The 19,870-nt window shown below is 58.0% G+C and carries 15 protein-coding genes; 10 read left to right on the top strand and 5 right to left on the bottom strand.

The features are described 5' to 3' along the window. Window positions 1–45 precede the first annotated feature (45 nt). Window positions 46–1,473 carry an NAD-dependent succinate-semialdehyde dehydrogenase gene (locus LQ220_RS18690; protein ID WP_230189651.1) on the top strand — a complete coding sequence of 476 codons (1,428 nt, stop codon included), beginning with the start codon at window positions 46–48 and terminating at the stop codon, window positions 1,471–1,473. A 45-nt stretch (window positions 1,474–1,518) separates the two neighbouring features. Here LQ220_RS18690 and LQ220_RS18685 read toward each other — a convergent pair whose 3' ends face one another. Together LQ220_RS18685 and LQ220_RS18680 are read right to left on the bottom strand one after the other, a co-directional pair. Next, a complete protein-coding gene (locus tag LQ220_RS18685) occupies window positions 1,519–2,895 on the bottom strand; it encodes an MATE family efflux transporter (protein WP_230189650.1) in 1,377 nt (458 codons plus the stop codon). Between the two features lie 70 nt (window positions 2,896–2,965). Then, window positions 2,966–3,469, bottom strand: coding sequence for an Lrp/AsnC family transcriptional regulator (locus LQ220_RS18680; protein ID WP_230189649.1), 504 nt, complete (start codon window positions 3,467–3,469; stop codon window positions 2,966–2,968). Between the two features lie 130 nt (window positions 3,470–3,599). Between LQ220_RS18680 and ald the strand changes: the two genes are divergently transcribed. Together ald and LQ220_RS18670 are read left to right on the top strand one after the other, a co-directional pair. Beyond that, window positions 3,600–4,715, top strand: a complete 1,116-nt coding sequence (ald, locus tag LQ220_RS18675; protein ID WP_230189648.1) for an alanine dehydrogenase — start codon at window positions 3,600–3,602, stop codon at window positions 4,713–4,715. Window positions 4,716–4,960: 245 nt separating this feature from the next. Further along, the gene (locus LQ220_RS18670; protein ID WP_230189647.1) at window positions 4,961–7,378 is read left to right on the top strand and encodes a TonB-dependent receptor; all 2,418 of its coding nucleotides are present in this window, start codon (window positions 4,961–4,963) and stop codon (window positions 7,376–7,378) included. Between the two features lie 510 nt (window positions 7,379–7,888). Here LQ220_RS18670 and LQ220_RS18665 read toward each other — a convergent pair. Next, the gene (locus LQ220_RS18665) at window positions 7,889–8,416 is read right to left on the bottom strand and encodes a cytochrome b/b6 domain-containing protein (protein WP_230189646.1); all 528 of its coding nucleotides are present in this window, start codon (window positions 8,414–8,416) and stop codon (window positions 7,889–7,891) included. A 714-nt stretch (window positions 8,417–9,130) separates the two neighbouring features. Here LQ220_RS18665 and LQ220_RS18660 point away from each other — a divergent pair. The 4 genes from LQ220_RS18660 (at window position 9,131) to LQ220_RS18645 (ending at window position 13,567) form a co-directional block, all read left to right on the top strand. Beyond that, window positions 9,131–10,249, top strand: a complete 1,119-nt coding sequence (locus tag LQ220_RS18660; protein ID WP_230189645.1) for a hypothetical protein — start codon at window positions 9,131–9,133, stop codon at window positions 10,247–10,249. Window positions 10,250–10,318: 69 nt separating this feature from the next. Then, window positions 10,319–12,619, top strand: a complete 2,301-nt coding sequence (locus LQ220_RS18655; RefSeq protein WP_230189644.1) for a bifunctional salicylyl-CoA 5-hydroxylase/oxidoreductase — start codon at window positions 10,319–10,321, stop codon at window positions 12,617–12,619. 46 nt (window positions 12,620–12,665) lie between these two features. Continuing rightward, complete coding sequence (locus tag LQ220_RS18650) at window positions 12,666–13,148, top strand: MarR family transcriptional regulator (RefSeq protein ID WP_230189643.1); 483 nt, start codon at window positions 12,666–12,668, stop codon at window positions 13,146–13,148. Window positions 13,149–13,150: 2 nt separating this feature from the next. Further along, a complete protein-coding gene (locus tag LQ220_RS18645; RefSeq protein WP_230189642.1) occupies window positions 13,151–13,567 on the top strand; it encodes a thioesterase family protein in 417 nt (138 codons plus the stop codon). A gap of 60 nt (window positions 13,568–13,627) precedes the next feature. Here the strand turns inward: LQ220_RS18645 and LQ220_RS18640 are convergent, their stop codons facing one another. Both LQ220_RS18640 and LQ220_RS18635 read right to left on the bottom strand, forming a co-directional pair. Next, window positions 13,628–14,539: a fumarylacetoacetate hydrolase family protein gene (locus LQ220_RS18640; RefSeq protein ID WP_230189641.1), complete on the bottom strand. Its 912-nt coding sequence runs from the start codon at window positions 14,537–14,539 to the stop codon at window positions 13,628–13,630. A gap of 22 nt (window positions 14,540–14,561) precedes the next feature. Beyond that, entirely contained in the window at window positions 14,562–15,704 is a 1,143-nt protein-coding gene (locus tag LQ220_RS18635; protein ID WP_230189640.1) for a cupin domain-containing protein, read from the bottom strand. Between the two features lie 112 nt (window positions 15,705–15,816). Between LQ220_RS18635 and LQ220_RS18630 the strand changes: the two genes are divergently transcribed. The 3 genes from LQ220_RS18630 (at window position 15,817) to LQ220_RS18620 (ending at window position 19,870) form a co-directional block, all read left to right on the top strand. Next, on the top strand, window positions 15,817–16,755 hold the full coding sequence (locus tag LQ220_RS18630; protein ID WP_230189639.1) for a carbon-nitrogen hydrolase family protein: 939 nt from the start codon (window positions 15,817–15,819) through the stop codon (window positions 16,753–16,755). Window positions 16,756–16,759: 4 nt separating this feature from the next. Then, on the top strand, window positions 16,760–17,389 hold the full coding sequence (locus LQ220_RS18625) for a flavin reductase family protein (protein WP_230189638.1): 630 nt from the start codon (window positions 16,760–16,762) through the stop codon (window positions 17,387–17,389). 300 nt (window positions 17,390–17,689) lie between these two features. After that, window positions 17,690–19,870 (top strand): TonB-dependent receptor, encoded by a 2,181-nt coding sequence (locus LQ220_RS18620; protein ID WP_230189637.1) that lies wholly within the window; start codon window positions 17,690–17,692, stop codon window positions 19,868–19,870.

Here is a 19,870-nt window from a genome sequence, read left to right as displayed (position 1 = left end):
TGGTGCTTTAGACCGCGCTTTGCCTGATTCACTGAAGGTCCCCTCATGACATCCCATATTCTATCGCTGATCAACGACAGCTTCTGCGATGCGGACGGCGTTGCCGTCTATAATCCCGCCAATGACCAGCTGATTGCCCGCGTGAAGAGCCATGATAGCGACATGGTGTCCGCCATCATCGATAAGGCAGATGCGGTCCGCGCCGACTGGCAAATGAAGACTGCCCAGCAGCGCGCGAACATATTGCGGCGCTGGCACGAGTTGATCCTGCTTAATAGCGATGAGCTTGCCCGGATCATGAGCATGGAGAGCGGCAAGCCATTTCGTGAGGCGAAGGGCGAAGTTGCCTATGGCGCATCCTATGTCGAATGGTTCGCAGAGGAGGGCAAGCGCGCCTATGGTGAGGTGATCCCAGGCTTTTCCCCGAACAGCCGCACGCTCACAATTCGTCAGCCGGTCGGCACGTGCGCAGCAATCACGCCGTGGAATTTCCCGATGGCGATGATCACGCGCAAGGTCGCCCCGGCTCTGGCGGCGGGCTGCGCAATTGTCGTCAAGCCACCCGAGGCGACGCCACTTACCGCGCTCATTCTTGAGGCGCTTGCGCATCAGGCGGGCATTCCCGCCGACCTGTTCCGCGTCACGCCCACCAAAACCTCATCCAAGATCGGCGCACTGTTTTGCAGTCATCCGCTTATCCGCAAGCTCAGTTTCACAGGGTCTACGCATGTGGGCAAGATACTGATGGCGCAGGCTGCCCAACAGGTTACGCGGCTTAGCCTGGAACTAGGTGGCAATGCGCCCTTCATCGTCTTTGAAGATGCGGATCTGGATGCTGCGGTAGAAGGCGTAATCCTGTCGAAATATCGCAATGCCGGGCAGACATGTGTGTGCGCCAATCGCCTGCTTGTGCAGGATGGCGTGCATGACGCATTTGTTGAGAAGCTGGTAGCACGGGTTGGCCAGTTGCAGATGGGCGATGGCTTAAGCGAGGGTGTCGACCTCGGTCCACTGATCGATGCGCGCGAGGCAGCGCGTGTCGCCGGTCTCGTGGAAGAGGCCGCCGCAGCTGGGTGCGCCGTGCGCACGGGCGGTACTGGCGCGCAAGGCGCCTTCTATCCTGCCACGGTGCTCACGGGCGTCACACGGGACATGAGCATTGTGCAGGACGAGATTTTCGGTCCAGTTGCACCCGTCATCCGCTTCAAGGATGAGGCCGAGGCCATCTCCATTGCCAATGACACCATCTACGGGCTGGCCGCTTATCTCTACAGTCGCGACCTTGGTCGTGTCTGGCGCGTCATGGAGAAGCTGGAATATGGAATGGTCGCCATCAATGAGGGCATTCTCTCGACAGAGACCGCGCCCTTTGGGGGCGTCAAGCAATCCGGCATGGGGCGCGAGGGCTCACGCCACGGTCTGTCGGATTATATGAACATTAAATATGCGCTGATGGGTGGGTTGGGCGCATAAGTCTTTGCCAGTTGTCGGCGCACTGCTTTGCATAGCTTGCGTTGATCACGCGCGCACGGCGAGCCGACTTATTGTCGAGAACCAGCGCCAGGCCAGGAACGGCGCCACCACCGCCAACCCGCTGGCAAGACCAATCCAGATGCCAAGGCCGGCCAGCGGAGTCCTGAAGGCCAGGAACGATCCGATACCCATGCCGAAAACCCAATATCCCGTCGCCGCGATGATCATTGGCACTTTGGTATCGTGCAGGCCGCGTAAGAGCCCAGCGCTTACAGCCTGAGTGGAATCGAACAACTGAAACAGAGCTGCCACATAGATAAAGCTTGTCGCCAGACGTACGACTTCGACATTTGCGGGGTCGCGCAGGTCAAGGAAAAGGCCGATGAACTGGGTTGGCAACACCGCAAGCAAAGTAGCGGCGGCAACGGCGAAGCCAACGCCGACAGTGAGGGCAACTCGGCCTGACCGTCTGACTGCATCCGCATCACCCCGGCCAAACCCAAGGCCTGCTCGGATCGTTGCGGCCTGACTGATCCCAAGCGGTATCATGAAGGCCAGCGCGGCGGCCTGATTGGCTATGGCATGGGCAGCGAGCGATGCTTGCCCGATAGTACCCATCAGAAAAGCAGCCGCATTGAACACGGTCACTTCCATCGCAAAGAGGACGGCAATGGGCATGCCAAGCCTGAGCAGCGAGCCGAAGCGCGGCCAGTCTGCCACCCAGAAGCGGCCAAACAGTTGAAAACGCCTGAACTGGCGGTCGCGTGAGATGACGATGACTATCGCTACAAGCATCGTGACCGCCGTGAGGCTGCTTGCCAGACCGGCGCCGAATAGTCCCAGCGCGGGCATTCCGAGATTGCCCAGAATGAGTGTCCACCCCGCAAGAAAATTCACAGGCAGCGCGATTAGCGTAATTATGACGCCCCAGATCGGGCGTTCCATAGCGCCGACATAGTGCCTTAGAACATAGAACCATAAATAGGGAAGAAGAGCCCATTGCAGTCCGCGTAGAAGCGATGCCGCCTGGGCGGACAATGCGGCTTGCTGTCCCAAGGCGAGGAGAATCGATTCAGCGTGCCAGAGCAAAGCCCAAACCGGCAAGCAAATCGCGAGCGTTACCCACATGCCTTGGCGAACCGTGCGGCGGATGTCGCGCACCGCAAATTTGCGCCGTCCGCGCTCGCGAGCGATCATCGGGGACACAGCAGTCGCAATCCCCATGCCAAATATTTGGAGGGCATTGTAGAGATTGGTGGCGAGCGAACCGGCTGCCATTGCCTCGGCACTTACCCGGCCCAGCAGGAACAGGTTGCTCGCCGCCACAAGCGACCACGCGAGGTTGCCAATGACGAATGGCAGCGCCAATGCACTCAACGCCCGGATTTCTGCGATCCAGGCCGCCCTTTGATGAGACTTCACTGTGATGGATTCTTTGCTTTAGAATAATCTTGGCTGCCGGGAGGCCGCTGCGTTGGGGTGGATTTGATGCTCAGATGGCAGCGATGCCTTCATCTTCCTGATGGATGCCTCCCGAAAGATGAGTCAGCGGATACCCTTGCCACGCCTTGATGTTGCGGATCGAGAAGCTGGTCCGCATGGACGATACGCCCGGCAGCTTGGAAAGGCACATCCGGTGCAACCTGTCGAAATGGGCGATGTCGATGGCAGCGATCCGTAGCAGATAATCGGCTGAGCCGGACATGAGATGGCATTCGAGAATATCGTCATGCGCGCGCACAGCAGCTTCGAACGCAGCCATCATTTGCTCGGACTGGCTCACCAAGCTGATTTCAATGAACCCGTGAATGCCCAGCCGGAGTCCTGCAGGATCGAGCCGCGCGGCATAGCCGGTGATCAGGCCGCGCTCTTCCAGTAAACGGATGCGCCGGTGGCAGGCCGATGTCGACATGTTCGCCACCGAGGCCAAGTCAGCGATGGAGCGATTGGAGTTGGCCTGAAGTTGGGACAGCAGCACCACATCAGCGCGCGTCATCGAAAAAATTTCCCTGATTGTTACTCGTAAGCAATAATATACGGAATATTTGATTTAATATCCATAAAAATAGACAATTTTTTTCGCTGAGTTTCGCTAGATTGGCGTCAACTCAAGCTGGAGGTGCGCGATGATTATTGGAACGGTGAAAGAAATTAAGAACCACGAATATCGCGTGGGGCTGACGCCTGAAAGTGTGCATGAATTTACGGCTCGCGGTCATGAGGTTATCGTCGAGGCCGGTGCAGGCGAGGGCATTGGCGCCAGCGACGATCAATACCTTAAAGCGGGCGCAACGCTGGTCTCAACGGCTGCCGAAGTATTTGCAAAGGCCGAGATGGTTGTGAAGGTCAAGGAGCCGCAGCCAGTCGAGCGCGCAATGCTGCGCAAGGGGCAGATCCTCTATACCTACCTCCACCTCGCACCGGACCCGGAACAGACGCGCGATCTCATGGCATCGGGCGCAGTTTGTATCGCTTATGAGACCGTCACGGATGCGCAAGGCGGTCTGCCATTGCTCAAGCCCATGAGCCAGGTCGCTGGCCGCATGTCGGTTCAGGCCGGTGCGACCGCGCTGGAAAAGGCACATGGCGGGCGCGGTGTGTTGCTGGGTGGCGTGCCGGGCGTGCTGCCTGCCAAGGTCGTTGTTATTGGCGGCGGCGTGGTCGGCTTCAACGCTGCGCAAATGGCGGCTGGTCTCGGCGCTGACGTCACAATCCTTGATCGCAGCCCGGAAGTGCTGGAGCGCCTTGGCATGTATTTTGAGGCGCGGGCCAAGACGCGCTTTTCGAGCCGCGCGAGCTTGGCTGAGGAAGTTGCGGCGGCTGATCTCGTTATCGGCGCCGTGTTGGTCGCCGGTGCAGCGGCGCCCAAGCTCGTCACACGCGATATGCTCAAGACGATGCGCAAAGGCGCCGTGCTGGTCGACGTTGCGATCGATCAGGGTGGCTGCTTTGAAACCAGCCACGCGACCACCCATGCCGAGCCCACCTATGTAGTCGACGACATCGTGCACTATTGCGTTGCCAACATGCCCGGCGCTGTCGCGCGCACCAGCACCTATGCATTGAACAGCGTGACGTTGCCTCATGCTCTGCGGATTGCAGAGCATGGCTGGAAGAAGGCGCTGCAGAATGATCCGCATCTTCTTGCCGGCCTCAATGTGTGGGATGGCAAGGTGACCTATCAGGCGGTTGCCGAAGGGCTTGGCCTCGAGCATGTTCCAGCGGAGAAAATTTTCGGCTGACGCTGCAAGTACTTATCCCCATCCCCATGCATCGCTCAGGCTGTCGAAGAGGACCGCCTGAGCGTCATGGGCCATGTCAGCGCATGCAAAGCAGCGTTGCATTTACTTCAATCTTGAAATATGTATTTGCATAGATAGAGTCGACGGCAAGGTGTCGTCAATTACGCCTCGGTCGAGCCAGCATACTGGCAGGGCGAGCGCGGCAAAGATCGGTTGCTTTGCAACGGGGAAAAGGGAGACCCAATTTGAACGCCACCATGCCATTCGGTCGGAACATGCCGATCAAGATATTGCTTCTGTCCAGCGCGATGCTTTCGTTCATGGCGCCGGCGCACGCCCAAACTGCTGGCACGACCGCAGATCAGGCAGATGAACAAGCCAGTGATCTGGGTGAGATCGTGGTGACGGCGACCCGCAAGTCGACCGTCCTAAGTCGCACCCCGGCTAGCATCGTCGCCAAGGGACGCGAGGAGTTAGACGTGCAGGGCGTGCGCTCGATTGCGGACATCGCTTCGATCACCCCCGGCATTACCTTCGGGCAGAGCGCAGTGCTCTATGGTACTGGGCAGACCGCAATATCCATAGGCGGTGTCGACTCCCAGTCGGGTATTCCAACAACGGGCATCTACATTGATGACACGCCTGTGCAGACGCGCGTGGGCGTGAGTCCGTCGCTTAGCAATGCCTATCCCCAGGTCTTTGACCTGGAGCGAATCGAAGTGCTTCGTGGGCCGCAAGGCACTCTGTTCGGCAGTGGATCTGTCGGCGGTGCGATCCGCTTCATCACGCCCAAGCCCAATTATACAGGCATGGACATCTATGCCCGATCGGAGCTTGCCGATACTTTGAATGGCGGCCTAAGCTATGAAGGCGGCGTTGCCGTGGGCGCGCCTTTAGTGGAAGATCAGATCGCCTTCCGTGCCAGCATCTGGCATCGTCATGACGGCGGTTATGTGGACCGGCTCGATCCCAATACGGGTGCGCTGGTCAAGAAGGACATGGATCAGGCGGGCACGGTTGCTGCGCGCATTGCGCTGGGCTTCAAACCCACTGAAACCCTTGCTATTACGCCGTCTTTGTTCTATCAGAAGCTGCATATCAAGGATGGCTCGCGGTTCGAACTGGCGACGTCAGACCTCGACCGTGGAGATTTCCGGCTGAGCTTGAACCAGCGCGCAGAGCCCCGCAAAGATCGGTTCAAGCTCCCCGCGCTCAAGGTTGAGCTTGAGCTGGGCGGCGTGTCGCTCATCTCGGACACCTCCTATTTTCACCGCACGACCGAGACGATCAACGATGACAAGTCGCTGAGCTTCGTTTTCTCGGGCGGTCTGGTCGAAAGGCCGTTCCCGGCCGGGTTTGAGGATTATTCACCCTACACCCTGAACCAGACCAAGCAGACGGCCTTCACGCAGGAACTGCGGCTGCAGGACGATAACCAGAATGACCGGTTCAACTGGATCGCCGGCTTGTTTTATCAAAAGTCCTATGTCCGCGATCAATATGGCGCCTTCGATCCGCGCCTGCTGGACGTCATCAATATTGGGCAGGCTGCCCAAGGGGCGCCGCCATTCGACAGCCTGACCGATTCTCCCTTCGGAACAGAACTGTACCAAGGGCTCTATTCGAACTTCGTACGTAACGAGCATCGCGACACGCAATATGCCGCTTATGCTCAGGGCGATTACGAAATCCTCGATGGCCTCAAGCTGACTGCCGGGCTTCGTTACACCATAGCGAAATACAAGTTCAAAGGCTTCGGCGCTGGTCCGGTCCCTTCGACAGATGGCCAGACGGATGTTGCCGATACGACCAGCAAGACGCTGACGCCGAAGTTTGGCGTCTCGTTCCAGGCCGATCGGAACAATCTCTTCTATGCCAGCGCCAGCAAAGGGGTTCGTGGGCCGGGTGTATCATCGCCGGTCGGAGCGAACTGTGTCGCTGATGCGGCGGCTATCGGCTTCGATCCATTCGCGACGCTAACCGTGAACCCGGATTCGATCTGGAGCTATGAAATCGGCAGCAAGAACCGTCTGTTCGGCGGGAAGGTTGCAATCGACGCCTCTGCTTATCGGATCGATTGGAAAGACGTTCAGACGCTGTTCGCTCTCCCGCAATGTACGATCCAGACCGCGCTCAACCTTGGCAGCGCCAAGATTGAGGGTTTCGATCTCGCTGTTTCGGTCAAGCCGGTAACAGGTCTGACACTGGGCGCCTCCGCATCCTACATCAATGCGCGCTACACGACCGCCATTCCGGGGCCCGATAACAGCGTCATTCGCCAAGCGGGCGAACCATTCCCGCTGGTTGCACCGTGGACGTTGCAGCTTAATGCGGAATATACCCAGCCAGTTGGTGAAACGGAGCTCTATGGACGGGCGGACTTCAGCTACAGCAGCAAGATCAATCGTCCCGTGGACGTGAACTCGCCACTGGTCGATCCTACACTGCCGCGTCCGCCTGCAACGTCTCAGCTTGATGTGCGTCTGGGTGGACGCTTCGGAGCGTTGGGTGACAAGAAGCTGGACCTCAGCCTCTTCGTGAACAATGTGACCAACAGCCTGCCGTTGCTCGGTCTGTTCCACGAAACGCCGGATTCGACATTCTATCGCGCTGGTTCATTCCGCCCCCGCACCGTGGGTTTGACGCTCTCCATCAGAAACTGAGAGCTACCGACCTCTCCTAGAGCGATCGATCCAATGCAATTGGATCGATCGCTCTAGTTTTTTGTTTCGCTGCGTCGTCCGAACCACCAGACAATTCGAACCGATTGGAGAATGCTCCAGGCTCTGGTCCTCATCTGAGGGCGCGGAGTTTTTTAGGTCGTCGCTGGGTTTGGCCGCCGCAGGGGCGCGCGCAAAGGGCGATGCTGTCCGGCTGCATCGGGGAGGTAGGGCCGGATGAACTGGCGCCGCTTTTGCAACGGGTATCTATGCAGTGAGTCCAGGGGAAGGTATGGGCGAGTGTCACGGCCGCCTTAGCCTTGCTGCGCAACAGTTCCACATCCACTGATAGTATCGAGCCCCGGGTCGTGACGGATCAGGCTATCTAGGATCGTTCCGAGATGTCCCTGCCGTGCAGTGGGTGCGCGAGGGAAGCGGCCTGACGGGGCGGTCGTACCGCTAGCCCGTCAGGCCGTGATCAGATTAGCGCTCGCCTTAAAGTTAGCGCTCACCCTAGAGCATGCGGGGCAGAACGTCGCTTTCTCCACCCTTGTCGGTGAGGCGGTGCTTGATGGCACCCGCGATGTGCAGCACGATCAGGCCGAGCAGGGTATAAGCGGCATATTCGTGCAGCATGTCATAAACCTTAAATGCCGCGTCATTCTTCGGCAATATCTCAGGCACTTCATGGATGAAGAAGAAGGGTACGCCATCGCTCTGTGTGAAGCTGGATGACATGGCATAGCCCAACATCGGCACGAGCAAGGTAAGCGTGATGATAAGCCGATGCACGACCTTGGATAGTATCTTCTCCCAACGAGACAGGCCGGAGGGCGTCTGCGGCAGGATCGCTTGCTTGCGCCAGCGGATAACCAGATGGACAATGGCGATCAGCCAGACGAGGACGCCGAACTGCTTGTGGTTGGAATAGTAAAAATTGAATTTTTCCATCGGTGTGTCTTCAGGAAAACCGGTCATGCGCCAGCCCGCCCAGATGAGGCCCAATATCAGAACAGCCCGAATCCAATGAAGGATACGCATGGACAGCGGGTACTTTAACAGCCTGGAATCATGTGACGCTTCAACCATTTTTCTTCCCATCTTCCTCTTGTAGGCTACGTCTTTTCCGCGGGACGATCGCCTTCGACCCTATTTCTGCAACGCCATGGGTAGACGTTGTAAGAACAATACGCAATAATACTCGGTAATTGTCTCTTAATCGCAACATGAAAAATCAGATTTACACGGTGAAAAATGTTTAAAAACATTGGCGTAAATCTATTCATTGGGGCATCGTGGACAAAAGAGGCGGGGTGATAAACTGGTTCACAAAAGCAACGAATTGCGCTTAGTGCCAGCAACCATAAAACAAATGTTCGTCGCGCGATGGCACCGTCATTGCCGAGAACCGCAGGCCCGTTCGGTCCGCATAAATACAAGCCTTAGGGAGGGGCGTTATGAAGCATCATTGGACAAGAATGAGTAGAGCGGCATTATTGCCGGTCGAGATAGCCATTGCGGCCAGGTCTTTCTGATGAAGCCGACCGTCTTGCATTGTGGCTGGAGCATGCTCCAATCAGTGTTGCGCGCGACTGGACTATCGGAACGCGCATAATCTGAGGCCGACGGCAAGCGATCGGAGGAGCCTATATTGCCCGACGATATCCAATCGCCATACGAAGCGGAAACTGCGCGATTTCGCGAGATTCTCGCCAAGGACGTTCAGCGAACCAACTTGCTCTTTTCGATCTTCTGGTGGAGCGGTCCCTTGATCAGCGCTCACCCAAGGAAATCGAGATTGCCATTGCCCTGTTCGGCAATGATGCGACGCTTGAAACCAGCTCAGATTCGGGAGTGCGGGTGTATGTCCATCGCCTGCGCAAACGTATCGACGACCATTATTTGGGCAAGCAAGGCCCCCGGCTTATCATCCCGAAAGGGGAATATCGCATCGTGCTGGTGCAGGATGATCCAACCGGTCCGGCCTCGGGGCTGCCGAATTGGCTGGCGGCCCTATCTACAATGAACCCGGCACTTGGCGCTGGTTTGCTCCTGATTGCCTGTGCTGCCATTGCTTTTCTTAGCTGGAGCCTGGTGTCACCAAAACCTATGCAGACGCCTGGTAAAGTGGACAATCGCCAGACGTTGCTTGGCGCAAGCGCAGAGCCGTTCAATCCACTGATCGTGGTGGGCGACAGCATGATGCTTGCAGAAACGCAAGATCATCGCAGCATTCAGCGGATGATCCTCAATCCTGAAATCCGAACGCGTGATGATTTCGGCACCTATCTCAAGGCACACCCGGAAACCTTCTATCAACTCTATGATTTCGGACTCAATTTTGCGCCGTTCAGCGCGGTCGAGGCCGCGTGGGCGGTGCAGGGCAAGCTATACCCACCCGATGGAGACCGTGCTGAGGCCGGCGAAGTCATGCCTGTTTCCGGCCTGAACAATGAGTTGCTCGAGAGCAGTGACATTGTCTTCGTCGGTAGGCTCTCGCAACTTGGCCCGCTAACATTGCAGGTCTTTTCGAGTTCGCACTTCCAGCTAGCCGCTTATGATCGGCTGATCGACCGGACACGAGGTACAGTGTTCCAGGGGGAGGTTTATACGGCCGACCGGTCCCGCGTGCGCAAGGATTTTGGGTATCTCTCGGTTCGAAAGAGCGCAACAGGGAAGCGGCTGATCATACTTGCCGGCTTGGGGGATGAGGCAACGACGGCTGTTGTCGCTCTGCTGACCAACCCGCGCGAGCTTGCTCAACTACGGCGTGAGGTGCGCGGTGCGCGCCAGTTCGAAGCATTGTTCGAAGTCGAGATACGCATTGGCGCGCCGTTGCTGCGTCGCCTCATCGCTGCTCACGCTACCTCATAATTCCACCTCACAACATCAGCCTTGGCTATGCCAGAATTTTGCTTTAATGTTGAAGTAAAGGAGATTGCTATGCGTGTTGCCTGTCTAGGCGGAGGGCCTGCCGGATTATATTTCGCGATCTCAGCGAAGCTACGCGATCCAGCGCACGACATTCATGTGTTCGAACGCAATCGCGCTGGCGAAACGTTCGGCTGGGGGGTGGTCTTCTCAGACCAGACGATGGCCAACCTGACTGCTAACGATCCGTTGAGCGCCGATGAAATGTTGCGCGAGCTTGCGCATTGGGACGATATCGAGGTGCAGGTATCGGGACAGTCTGTGGTCTCTTCCGGGCATGGCTTCATCGGGATCGGTCGCAAGCGGCTGCTGGAGATTCTGGCACAGCGCGCGCTCTCACTTGGGGTAGAGCTGCACTATGAAAGCAACGTCGATGCCGATCTTGCGCGCTTTGCCGATTTCGATCTGATTGTCGCGTCAGATGGCATCAACAGTCAGGTGCGCACTGCCAACGCGGATCGGCTTGGCGTCACTATCGAGCAGCGCACCAACAGATTCTGCTGGCTGGGCACGACACGCAAGTTCGATGCTTTCGCTTTCCTGTTCGAGCACACGCATGCTGGTTGGATATGGGCGCATGCCTATCGCTTCGATGAGACGCATTCGACTTTCATCGTCGAGTGTTCGCCTGAAACCTGGCAGGGGCTTGGCCTTGACACGATGGAGCAGGCGCAATCGATCACGCTGTGCGAGCAGATTTTCGCTCGTCAATTGGAAGGGCATCCGCTCATTTCCAATGCCGGTCACCTGCGCGGCTCTGCGGCGTGGATCAATTTCAACCGCGTGGTGTGCGATCAATGGTCGTTCGATAATGTGGTGCTGCTGGGCGATGCGGCGCACACTGCTCACTTCTCCATCGGCTCTGGAACCAAGCTTGCGCTGGAAGACGCCATTGCTCTGGCCGACGCAATCGACAAGCCAGGCATGGATGACTCCGCAGTCTTGCGCCAGGCGCTGACAGAGTATCGCGATCTGCGACATGTCGAGGTGCTCAAGATTCAGAACAGCGCGCGCAATTCTACCGAGTGGTTTGAAACATTGGACCGTTATATCGGCTTCGACCTGCCGCAGTTTGCTTATTCCCTGATGACGCGAAGTCAGCGCGTCAGTCACGAAAATCTGCGACTGCGCGATCCACAATGGCTGGCTGGCATTGAGAGCTGGTTTGCGGAGCATGCGGGCTGCAACGGCGCGACTTCGCAGCCGATGTTCACGCCGTTCAAACTGCGCGATCTCCAAATGGCGAACCGTGTCGTGATCCCAGCGATGCTGACCTACAGTGCCGATGAGGAAGCCCGGGTGATGCCGTTTCACGGTGTGCATTATGGCGCGCGAGCGTTGGGCGGAGCCGGGTTGATTATCACGGAGACCTTGGCCGTAGCGCCGGAAGGCCGGATGACGCCTGCCTGCCCTGGATTATATGAGGATGATCAGGTGAGTGGGTGGGCGCAGATCGTGTCGTTCGCGCACCAGCACAGCAAGGCGCGCCTGTGCGCGCAGCTAGGCCATGCCGGGCCGAGAGGTGCCTGTGAGGTTCCTAAAGGCGCCGATGGATTTGACCGTCCCCTGGAACAAGGGTGGCCGCTCATCGCTGCCAGCGCCCAGCCTTGGCAGTCGCGTGGAGCGACCCCAAAATCGGCCGACGAGGAGGATCTCGCCCGGATCTGCGCGCAATTCGTCGCGGCGACCCATCGCGCTGATCGCGCCGGTTTCGACATGATCGAAATCCACGCAGGTCACGGCTCACTGCTTGCCAGTTTCATATCTCCCGCGCTTAATCGCCGGACGGATCGCCATGGCGGCATGCTGGCCAATCGGATGCGGTTCGTGGTGCAGGTGACGGAGGCGGTGCGTGCAGCCTGGCCTGCCAATAAGCCGCTAGCGGTGCGCATCTCCGCAAATGACTGGCTGGGAGAAGAGGGCACGACGCCTGAGCAGGCTGTTGCGATCGCTCGAGTATTGCGCGACGCCGGGGTGGACCTGATCGACGTTTCAGCGGGCGAGACAAGTCCGGATGGAAAGCCGGTTTACGGGCGTATGTTCCAGACTCCATTGGCTGACCGTATACGCAATGAAGTCGGCATTCCCGTCATTGCCGTGGGTAATATTGTCGAATCTGATCAAGTGAATAGCATCGTGACGGCAGGGCGCGCCGATCTGGTTGCGCTGGGTCGGCCGCATCTTGCAGATCCGGTGTGGACATTGCGTGCGAGCACTCTCACGGGGGATAACTCCCAGTTCGTGCCACCTGCCTACGCTCTTGGATTTGATCAGGCGCGTAGGCTGGCTCGATCAAGCCCGGCAACGCGATAAGCGGTGTCAAATACAGTGATATGGCGATTTGATACAGGATTTCGCGATGGCGTTATTTGATAAGTCGAGCGAAGAAGGGGTGCCAGTTGGTGCGGGCACCCCGGAATTGCGCATGTGGGTTCGTTTGCTTGCTTGTGCCAAAATTGGCGAAAAGCAGTTGCGCCGCCGGTTTGAGGATCAGTTTGACACGACCTTACCGCGCTTCGATGTTCTGGCGGCTTTATACCGAGCGCCGGAAGGTTTGCGCATGAGCGCGCTCTCCCGCGATCTGTTAGTGTCCAACGGCAATGTGACGGTCGTCGTGCGGCATTTGCAAGAGCGCGGGCTGATCGTTTCACAAATCAACCCGCTGGATGCGCGATCGGCGATCGTCTCCCTTACGCCAATGGGCCGCAAGCATTTTCTTGAGCTGGCAGAGGCGCACCATCGCTGGATATCAGAACTGTTTGCCGAAGTTCCGGCCACACAAAAGGAAGAGTTGGCGCGCATGCTTGGTGATGTGCGTGGCGCTTTAGGAGGGAAGCGCTGACTATGCCGTTCGAAACAATCACAAAGGTTCGCTTTGCGCATATAGATGGTGCCAGCATTGTCTTCTACCCACGCTATTTCGAGATGCTGAATGCTGCAGTTGAGGATTGGTTCGCGCTGGAGCTTGGCGTGGACTTCCGTTCGATGCACACGGACCGTGGCTTGGGGGTGCCAACTGTACAGCTTTCGGCCGAGTTCATTGCGCCAAGCACTCTGGGCGAAGACCTGACAATCTCGCTCACACCCGAACGAGTAGGTCGCAGCAGTTGCACCTATTCAGCGGTGTTTGCCGCAACGGGGCAGGACAGGCTGCGGGCCACCGGGACTCTCGTGTGCATGAACCTCGAGACGCAGACGTCAGAGCCTTGGCCAGAAGACATTCGCGCTCGCATGGTGGGAGTTCTGGTCCCCGACATGTGAAAACAGCCGGAGTGGTTCTGGGACCACCCCGGCTGTACAATCCTTCGGTTTAAGTGACTTTTACGCGGCTACCACTGGGTGACGCAGCGTGCCGATGCCCTCAACACAGGCAATGATCGTGTCGCCGGGCCAGACCCACTCCTGGGGATCACGGCCCGCGCCGACCCCAGCGGGGGTGCCTGTAGCAATGATGTCGCCGGGCTCCAGCGTGATGCCCTTGCTGATATCGGCAATCAGCTCATCCACCTTGAAGAGCATGAATGCGGTGTTGCTACGCTGCTTCTCTACTCCATTAACGGTCAGCCACAGATCGAGCGTCTGGGGATCGGGAATTTCATCGGCCGTGACCACCACTGGACCCATAGGGCAGAAGCTGTCCTGTCCCTTGGAGTAGATCCATTGGCCGGCGCGTCGGCAATCGCGCGCGCTCATGTCGATGCAGACCGTATAGCCAAACACGTAGTTGAGCGCTTTGTCGCGTGAGACACCCTTGGCTCGCGTACCAATGATCGCTGCCAGCTCGACTTCCCAATCGAGCTGTTTCGTGATTTCCGCATTGTGCAGGATTGGCTCGTCCGGGCCGATTACACTGGTTGGCGGCTTGGAGAAGATCACCGGCTGGCGCGGCAGTTCGGCTGATGTGTCCAGCGACTTGGCACTCTCAGCGACATGCTCAGTATAATTGAGCCCAATTCCAAAGATATTCTTGCGCGGACGCGGGATCGGCGCGAGCAGTTTTACGTTGCTGAGCGGCACTGCACTGCCGATGGGGAACACGCCCTTTGCGCTGCTGATCAGCGCGGTGACGGCGCTCACCGCTGTCGGACCAAGATCGATAAACTCCAGCATGGTCGAGGGGAGATTGACCCCACGCGTTTCGCCGAAACGGGCAAGATCGAGCACGAGATCGTTAATGATCGCGCCGAGGCGCGCTTCGGCTTCGACCGATGCGCGATAGGTGACTAGTTGCATTGCATTTCCTTGGTTCGCTGAATTATGGGTTTGATCGCTTGGATAGGATTGGCTGGTGACCGCCATTGTCCCCAAAGGCTTCCTCGCGGTAGAGCCCGAGGGCGCGCATCACGGGCAGATCGTGGAAAGCAAACAGGCACGCATCATCGCTGTCCGATGCATTGGCATGTTCGTGATACATCCAGGCCGGAACGACGAAAATGTCACGTTCCTGCCAGTCGAACCGCTGCCCGTTAATGATCGACCAGCCCTTGCCCTTGCAGCATTGATAGACGAAGCTGCCCGTCTGGCGGTGCGCCTTGGTGTGCTCGCCGGGCCGCAGCATCTGCATATGTGCGCCAATTGTAGACATCACCGCGCCACCCGTATCCGGGTTCACATATTCCATGAGCACGCCATCGAAAGGCGATCCATCGGTTACGCGAGCATATTTGTTAAGCGCCTCATAGGTGGGCGCCCATTCATATTTGAGTAGCGGAGAATAGCGCTTGTCCCATGTCGATCCCCAGGGACGCAGGCCTGCATTTGCCCAGGTCGCCACCGATGCGTCGACAGGATAACTGACCGCCTGATTGAGATCCGGGTGAACCTCGTAGAAATTGGCTTCGAGCGCATTCATCAATGGGATGTCCAGGCCATCCTGCCAGATGCATATGGTTCCATCTTCAGCCACGCCATGCTCATGCCATGTGCCATTGGGTGTGAGCACGAAATCATTCGCGCCCAACGTCATTTTCTGTCCATCCACATTTGTGAAGGCACCTTGACCCTCCATGATGAACCGCAAGGCCGAGGCGCTATGCCGGTGGGATGAGGCGCATTCGCCGGGCTTCATCACTTGCAAGCCCGAATAAAGCCAGCCGACCGCGGCCACTACATCGCTCCGGCCAGGATTTTCCAGATAGATTACCCGCCGACCCGCTTCTTCAGGGGTGACGAGATCGAGTGCCCGAAGCACATCTTCACGCAAATCGCGATAGCGCCAGAGCATTGGCACGCTGGTTGAAGCGGGCTGCCACGGCTCGATCTTATTCGCGACCGTCCAAAGCGCGCCTGTCCCAAGCTCGGATAGGCGCCGATAATAGGCCAGTCGTTCGGGTGTATCGACCACGTTGGCGCGGCCGAGCATATCTTCACGATATAGATCGAAGCTGGTTTCAGACATGGTTGTCTCCTGCGGATTACTATAAGCTTAAAATAAGTTGCGCCGGAGTCAATTGGAATTATAGTGTTTGCACGCTGGCCGATGCCAGCAGCCATTCGGCGCGAGGATAGCCATGCCAGAGATTTTCACCGCAGCGGTCGTTCAGGCTGCGTCGTTACCCACTGATTCAATGGCATCGGCGTTGAAAGCGGCGGACCTCATCCGCGAGGCGGCGGGCAAGGGCGCCAAACTGATCGTATTTCCAGAGGCTTTTCTTGGTGGCTATCCCAAAGGTGCGTCTTTTGGCGCGCCTGTGGGAATGCGTCGTCCTGAAGGGCGGGAGGATTATCGTCGCTATCATGAGGCAGCCATTGCGCTGGAGGGACCCGAAGTGTCCGCCTTGGTTGACGCGTGCGCCGAAACAGGGGCCTTCGTCGTGGTCGGCGTGATCGAGCGGGATGGCGGCACTGTCTATTGCACGGCTTTGTTCCTCGATGGAGAAAACGGCCTTATTGCGAAGCATCGCAAGCTGATGCCGACCGGGTCCGAGCGCCTCATCTGGGGCTTTGGTGATGGTTCGACCATGCCGGTGATCGAGACACCGCTAGGCCGGATCGGTGCTGTAATTTGCTGGGAAAACTACATGCCCATGCTGCGCATGGCGATGTATGATCAGGGCATCACGCTCTATTGCGCGCCAACTGCGGACGATCGCGATGCTTGGGCTAGCACGATGAGACACGTCGCGCTGGAAGGGCGCTGTTTCGTTTTGTCGGCTTGCCAGCACATCACGCGCGGGGCTTATCCCGCCGATTATGATTGTGCGCTCGGCGATGATCCTGACACGGTGCTGCTGCGCGGCGGCAGCATGATCGTGGGGCCGCTGGGTGAAGTGCTGGCCGGGCCGGACTTTTCAGGCGAGACGATCCTTTACGCCACAATCGATCAGGCCGAGGTCATCCGTGGCAAATATGATTTTGACGTGACCGGCCATTATTCCCGGCCCGATATCTTCAATCTCACTGTAGATGTTGCGCCCAAGCGCGCGGTGCGTCTGACCGGAGAAAATTGAGGTTATGGAATTTGATTTTGCAGCGCTGACCGGCGCTGAGCGCTACAAGCTGATGGCTGCGGCCATCACCCCGCGGCCAATCGCGTGGTTGACCACGGTCTCGCCAGAGGGCGTGCGCAATGCAGCACCCTATAGCTTCTTTAACATGATGGGCGCGGAGCCGCCGCTGGTGGCCATCGGGCTGATGCGGCGCGCGGACGGCAGCTATAAGGATAGCGCGCGCAACATTTTGGAAACTCGCGAATTCGTTGTGAATCTGGTGAGCGAGAGCGACGCCGAGGCGATGAATTTCACCTGCATTGACGCGCCACCAGGCTTCGATGAGCTGGAAGCCGCGCATCTTGAAACCGTGGCCTCCACGCTCATCGTGCCACCGCGCATAGCCTCCGCCCCGGTCACGATGGAATGTCGGCTGCACCAGAGCATCGAAGTCGGATTAACGACGATCGTGCTGGGCGAGGTAGTGAAATTCCATGTGCGGGACGATCTGGTCGACCCCGAGCGCCTGCATATCGATACGATAGCGATGGGGCTCATTGCGCGCATGCATGGCGCAGGCTGGTATACGCGCTGCACGGATATGCTGCAGCTCACACGTCCGGTGTTCGATGACTGGAATAAAGCAGAGGGCTGAGCCGAATAGGCAGTGTCAGCCAGATCTCGCTGCGTCGTTACCAATTTAGGTTGCCCGTTCATTTGCGCGAGCGACTGAAATTCGCATGCGCTTTCGCTTTTGAAATATCCCGTCCCAAAACAGAACTGATGCGCGCGCTGTAGCCACATTCGGCGCCGGTGTAACATCCGTCATTACCGTTGCCGATTGTCTCACAACCGTAACTAACACGTTATGGCTTGGTTGGTTGCGGCTTCGCTCTTTACGCAAGCAGGCCCCGGAAGCGGGAACTTCCCATAGCATATCGAGAGGTTTGAGCCTGTGAAGCAAGCTACTGCGTGCCGTTTGGTCGGCATTTCCGTCATTGCCACGGCAGCAATGCTGCCTGCCCCCCTTTTTGCTGCGGAGGATAGCAGCGAGACCATTATCGTAACGGCGCAGCGGGAGCGTACATTGACGCAGCCAAGCTCTACCGCGAGCCGTCTTGGCATGACGTTGCTGGAAACGCCCGCCACGGTGAGCGTCATCACGGGCAATGATGTCCGGGCGCGGGGCGATCTGGCGATTGTGGATGCCGTCTCGCGCGCCACCGGTGTCACCAACAATGGCAATCCGGGCAATGCGGGACTCTCCTTCGCGATGCGCGGGTTCAATGGTCAGGAATCGGTTATGCAGCTCTATGATGGCGTGCGCCTGTTCCCCAATAATGGCTCCATTTCCTTCCCATCCGACCCATGGAATATCGAGCGGATTGAGGTGTTGAGCGGCCCTGCGTCGGTGCTGTTCGGCCAGGGTGCGCTGGGAGGCGTGGTCAACATCATTCCGCGTTCGCCCAATACGGAACACATGGAGGTCGATGCAGAAGCTGGCTATGGCTCGCAGAATAGCTGGCGCCTTGCCGCGGGCGTGGGTGGTCCGATCAGCCAAACGCTCTCCTTTCGCAGCGATGTGAGCTATCGCCAGTCCGATGGCTTTGTAGACCGTGGGGAGAGCGACAATCTGGCGATTTCCGGCGCGCTGCGGTTCGCGCCGAGCGAGACGTTTACGCTCATGCTGCGCAATGATTTCGGCAATGCCAACCCGAGCAAATATTTCGGTACGCCGCTGGTGAACGGTGTGCTCGATACGGCGATCCGCCACGAAAATTACAATGTTGGCGATGCCACCATGCGCTATCGGGACAATCGCCTGGCGTTGACCGCTACTTGGGCGCTCAACGATGCCATATCGATCGCCAACACCAGCTATTGGCTGTCGAGCAACCGCAAGTGGCGCAATCTTGAAAGCTATTGTTGGATCGCAGGTGACGGCAATTGTCCCAACGGGAATGGTGTCGGAACGCCCGGCCATATCTACAGGGCCGACAATTATGGCATCGTTCATGATGTCGACCAATATGGCAGCCAAGGACACATCGCCTTCGATCACAAGTTTGGCGGCATGAAGAACAAACTGCTGATCGGCGCCGATGTCAGCCGCGTTACACTCAACTACTCCCACCAGTTCGATTCCGTAGCTCAGCAGGATGAAGTGCCGCTGACTGGCTTCAACCCCGGCCTGTTTTTGGATACGGTCGGGTTGCTGCCGCGCTATCATACGCGCACCACAAGCTGGGCAATCTTCGCCGAGGATCGCCTTGCGGTGACGGACAAGCTCTCTCTGGTTGGCGGCCTGCGGCATGAGGAGAATAAGGTCGGACGCTGGAACTGGGTGTATAATGGCAGCGGCACCCAGATCATCGGCGATGCGCCCGCGCTCAATGGCGGCAGCGATTCGTTCAAGAGGTTGAGCAGCACGACCTGGCGCGTGGGCGCGGTCTATCAGCCGAGCGCAGCGCTCTCGCTCTATGCGCAATATGCAACGGCTGTCGATCCGCTCGGCACGCTCACCACTTTCGCCACCTCGGCTGCCCAGTTCCAGCTTACCTATGCCAATGGCTATCAATATGAGGCGGGCGTGAAGGGGCTGTTCATGGATGGCCGCGGCAATTTCACGCTGGCGGCCTATCGTCTAGTCAAACAGAACCTCTTCACGCAGACAGTTCCGGGCGGGGCTATCGATCAAGTTGGGCAGCGCTCATCGCAAGGTATCGAAGCGAGCGTCGATTTCGATCTGGTCGGCGGCTTTGGCCTGTCCGCCAACGGCACGGTGCTCGATGCCAATTTTGACGAATTTACAGGGTTCAAGGACAAGACGCCACCCGGCGTACCGCAAGCATCGGCCAATCTGGAATTGCGCTGGACAGACGGGGGGCGCTTCTCGACAGGGGCTAACCTGCGTTATGTGGGCCATCGTTTTACCGACAATGCCAACATATTCCGTGTGCCAGCCTACACCGTTGTCGATCTGGGCGCTTCCTATGCCTTCACACCCAATCTCGCGCTGGATGCGCGCATCTATAACCTGTTCGACAAGGCTTATGCCTTCAGCACCTATGGCAATGAGCAGTGGATTTTGGGGCGTCCGCAATCATTCGACGTGTCCGTTCGCGCCAAATTCTAG

Origin of the sequence: Sphingobium sp. CECT 9361 (genome assembly GCF_918741285.1) — a bacterium.
GTDB lineage: Bacteria > Pseudomonadota > Alphaproteobacteria > Sphingomonadales > Sphingomonadaceae > Sphingobium.
Note: the sequence above shows the minus strand (reverse complement) of the source record. Positions and strands in the feature narration are given on the sequence as shown.

Excerpts from the sequence above, each read along its gene's own strand:
- LQ220_RS18645 (WP_230189642.1), top strand. The coding sequence starts at position 13,151 with ATGCCGTTCGAAACAATCACAAAGGTTCGCTTTGCGCATATAGATGGT.
- LQ220_RS18630 (WP_230189639.1), top strand. The coding sequence starts at position 15,817 with ATGCCAGAGATTTTCACCGCAGCGGTCGTTCAGGCTGCGTCGTTACCC.
- LQ220_RS18640 (WP_230189641.1), bottom strand. The coding sequence starts at position 14,539 with ATGCAACTAGTCACCTATCGCGCATCGGTCGAAGCCGAAGCGCGCCTC.
- LQ220_RS18665 (WP_230189646.1), bottom strand. The coding sequence starts at position 8,416 with ATGCGTATCCTTCATTGGATTCGGGCTGTTCTGATATTGGGCCTCATC.
- LQ220_RS18635 (WP_230189640.1), bottom strand. The coding sequence starts at position 15,704 with ATGTCTGAAACCAGCTTCGATCTATATCGTGAAGATATGCTCGGCCGC.
- ald (WP_230189648.1), top strand. The coding sequence starts at position 3,600 with ATGATTATTGGAACGGTGAAAGAAATTAAGAACCACGAATATCGCGTG.
- LQ220_RS18680 (WP_230189649.1), bottom strand. The coding sequence starts at position 3,469 with ATGACGCGCGCTGATGTGGTGCTGCTGTCCCAACTTCAGGCCAACTCC.
- LQ220_RS18690 (WP_230189651.1), top strand. The coding sequence starts at position 46 with ATGACATCCCATATTCTATCGCTGATCAACGACAGCTTCTGCGATGCG.
- LQ220_RS18625 (WP_230189638.1), top strand. The coding sequence starts at position 16,760 with ATGGAATTTGATTTTGCAGCGCTGACCGGCGCTGAGCGCTACAAGCTG.
- LQ220_RS18655 (WP_230189644.1), top strand. The coding sequence starts at position 10,319 with ATGCGTGTTGCCTGTCTAGGCGGAGGGCCTGCCGGATTATATTTCGCG.
- LQ220_RS18650 (WP_230189643.1), top strand. The coding sequence starts at position 12,666 with ATGGCGTTATTTGATAAGTCGAGCGAAGAAGGGGTGCCAGTTGGTGCG.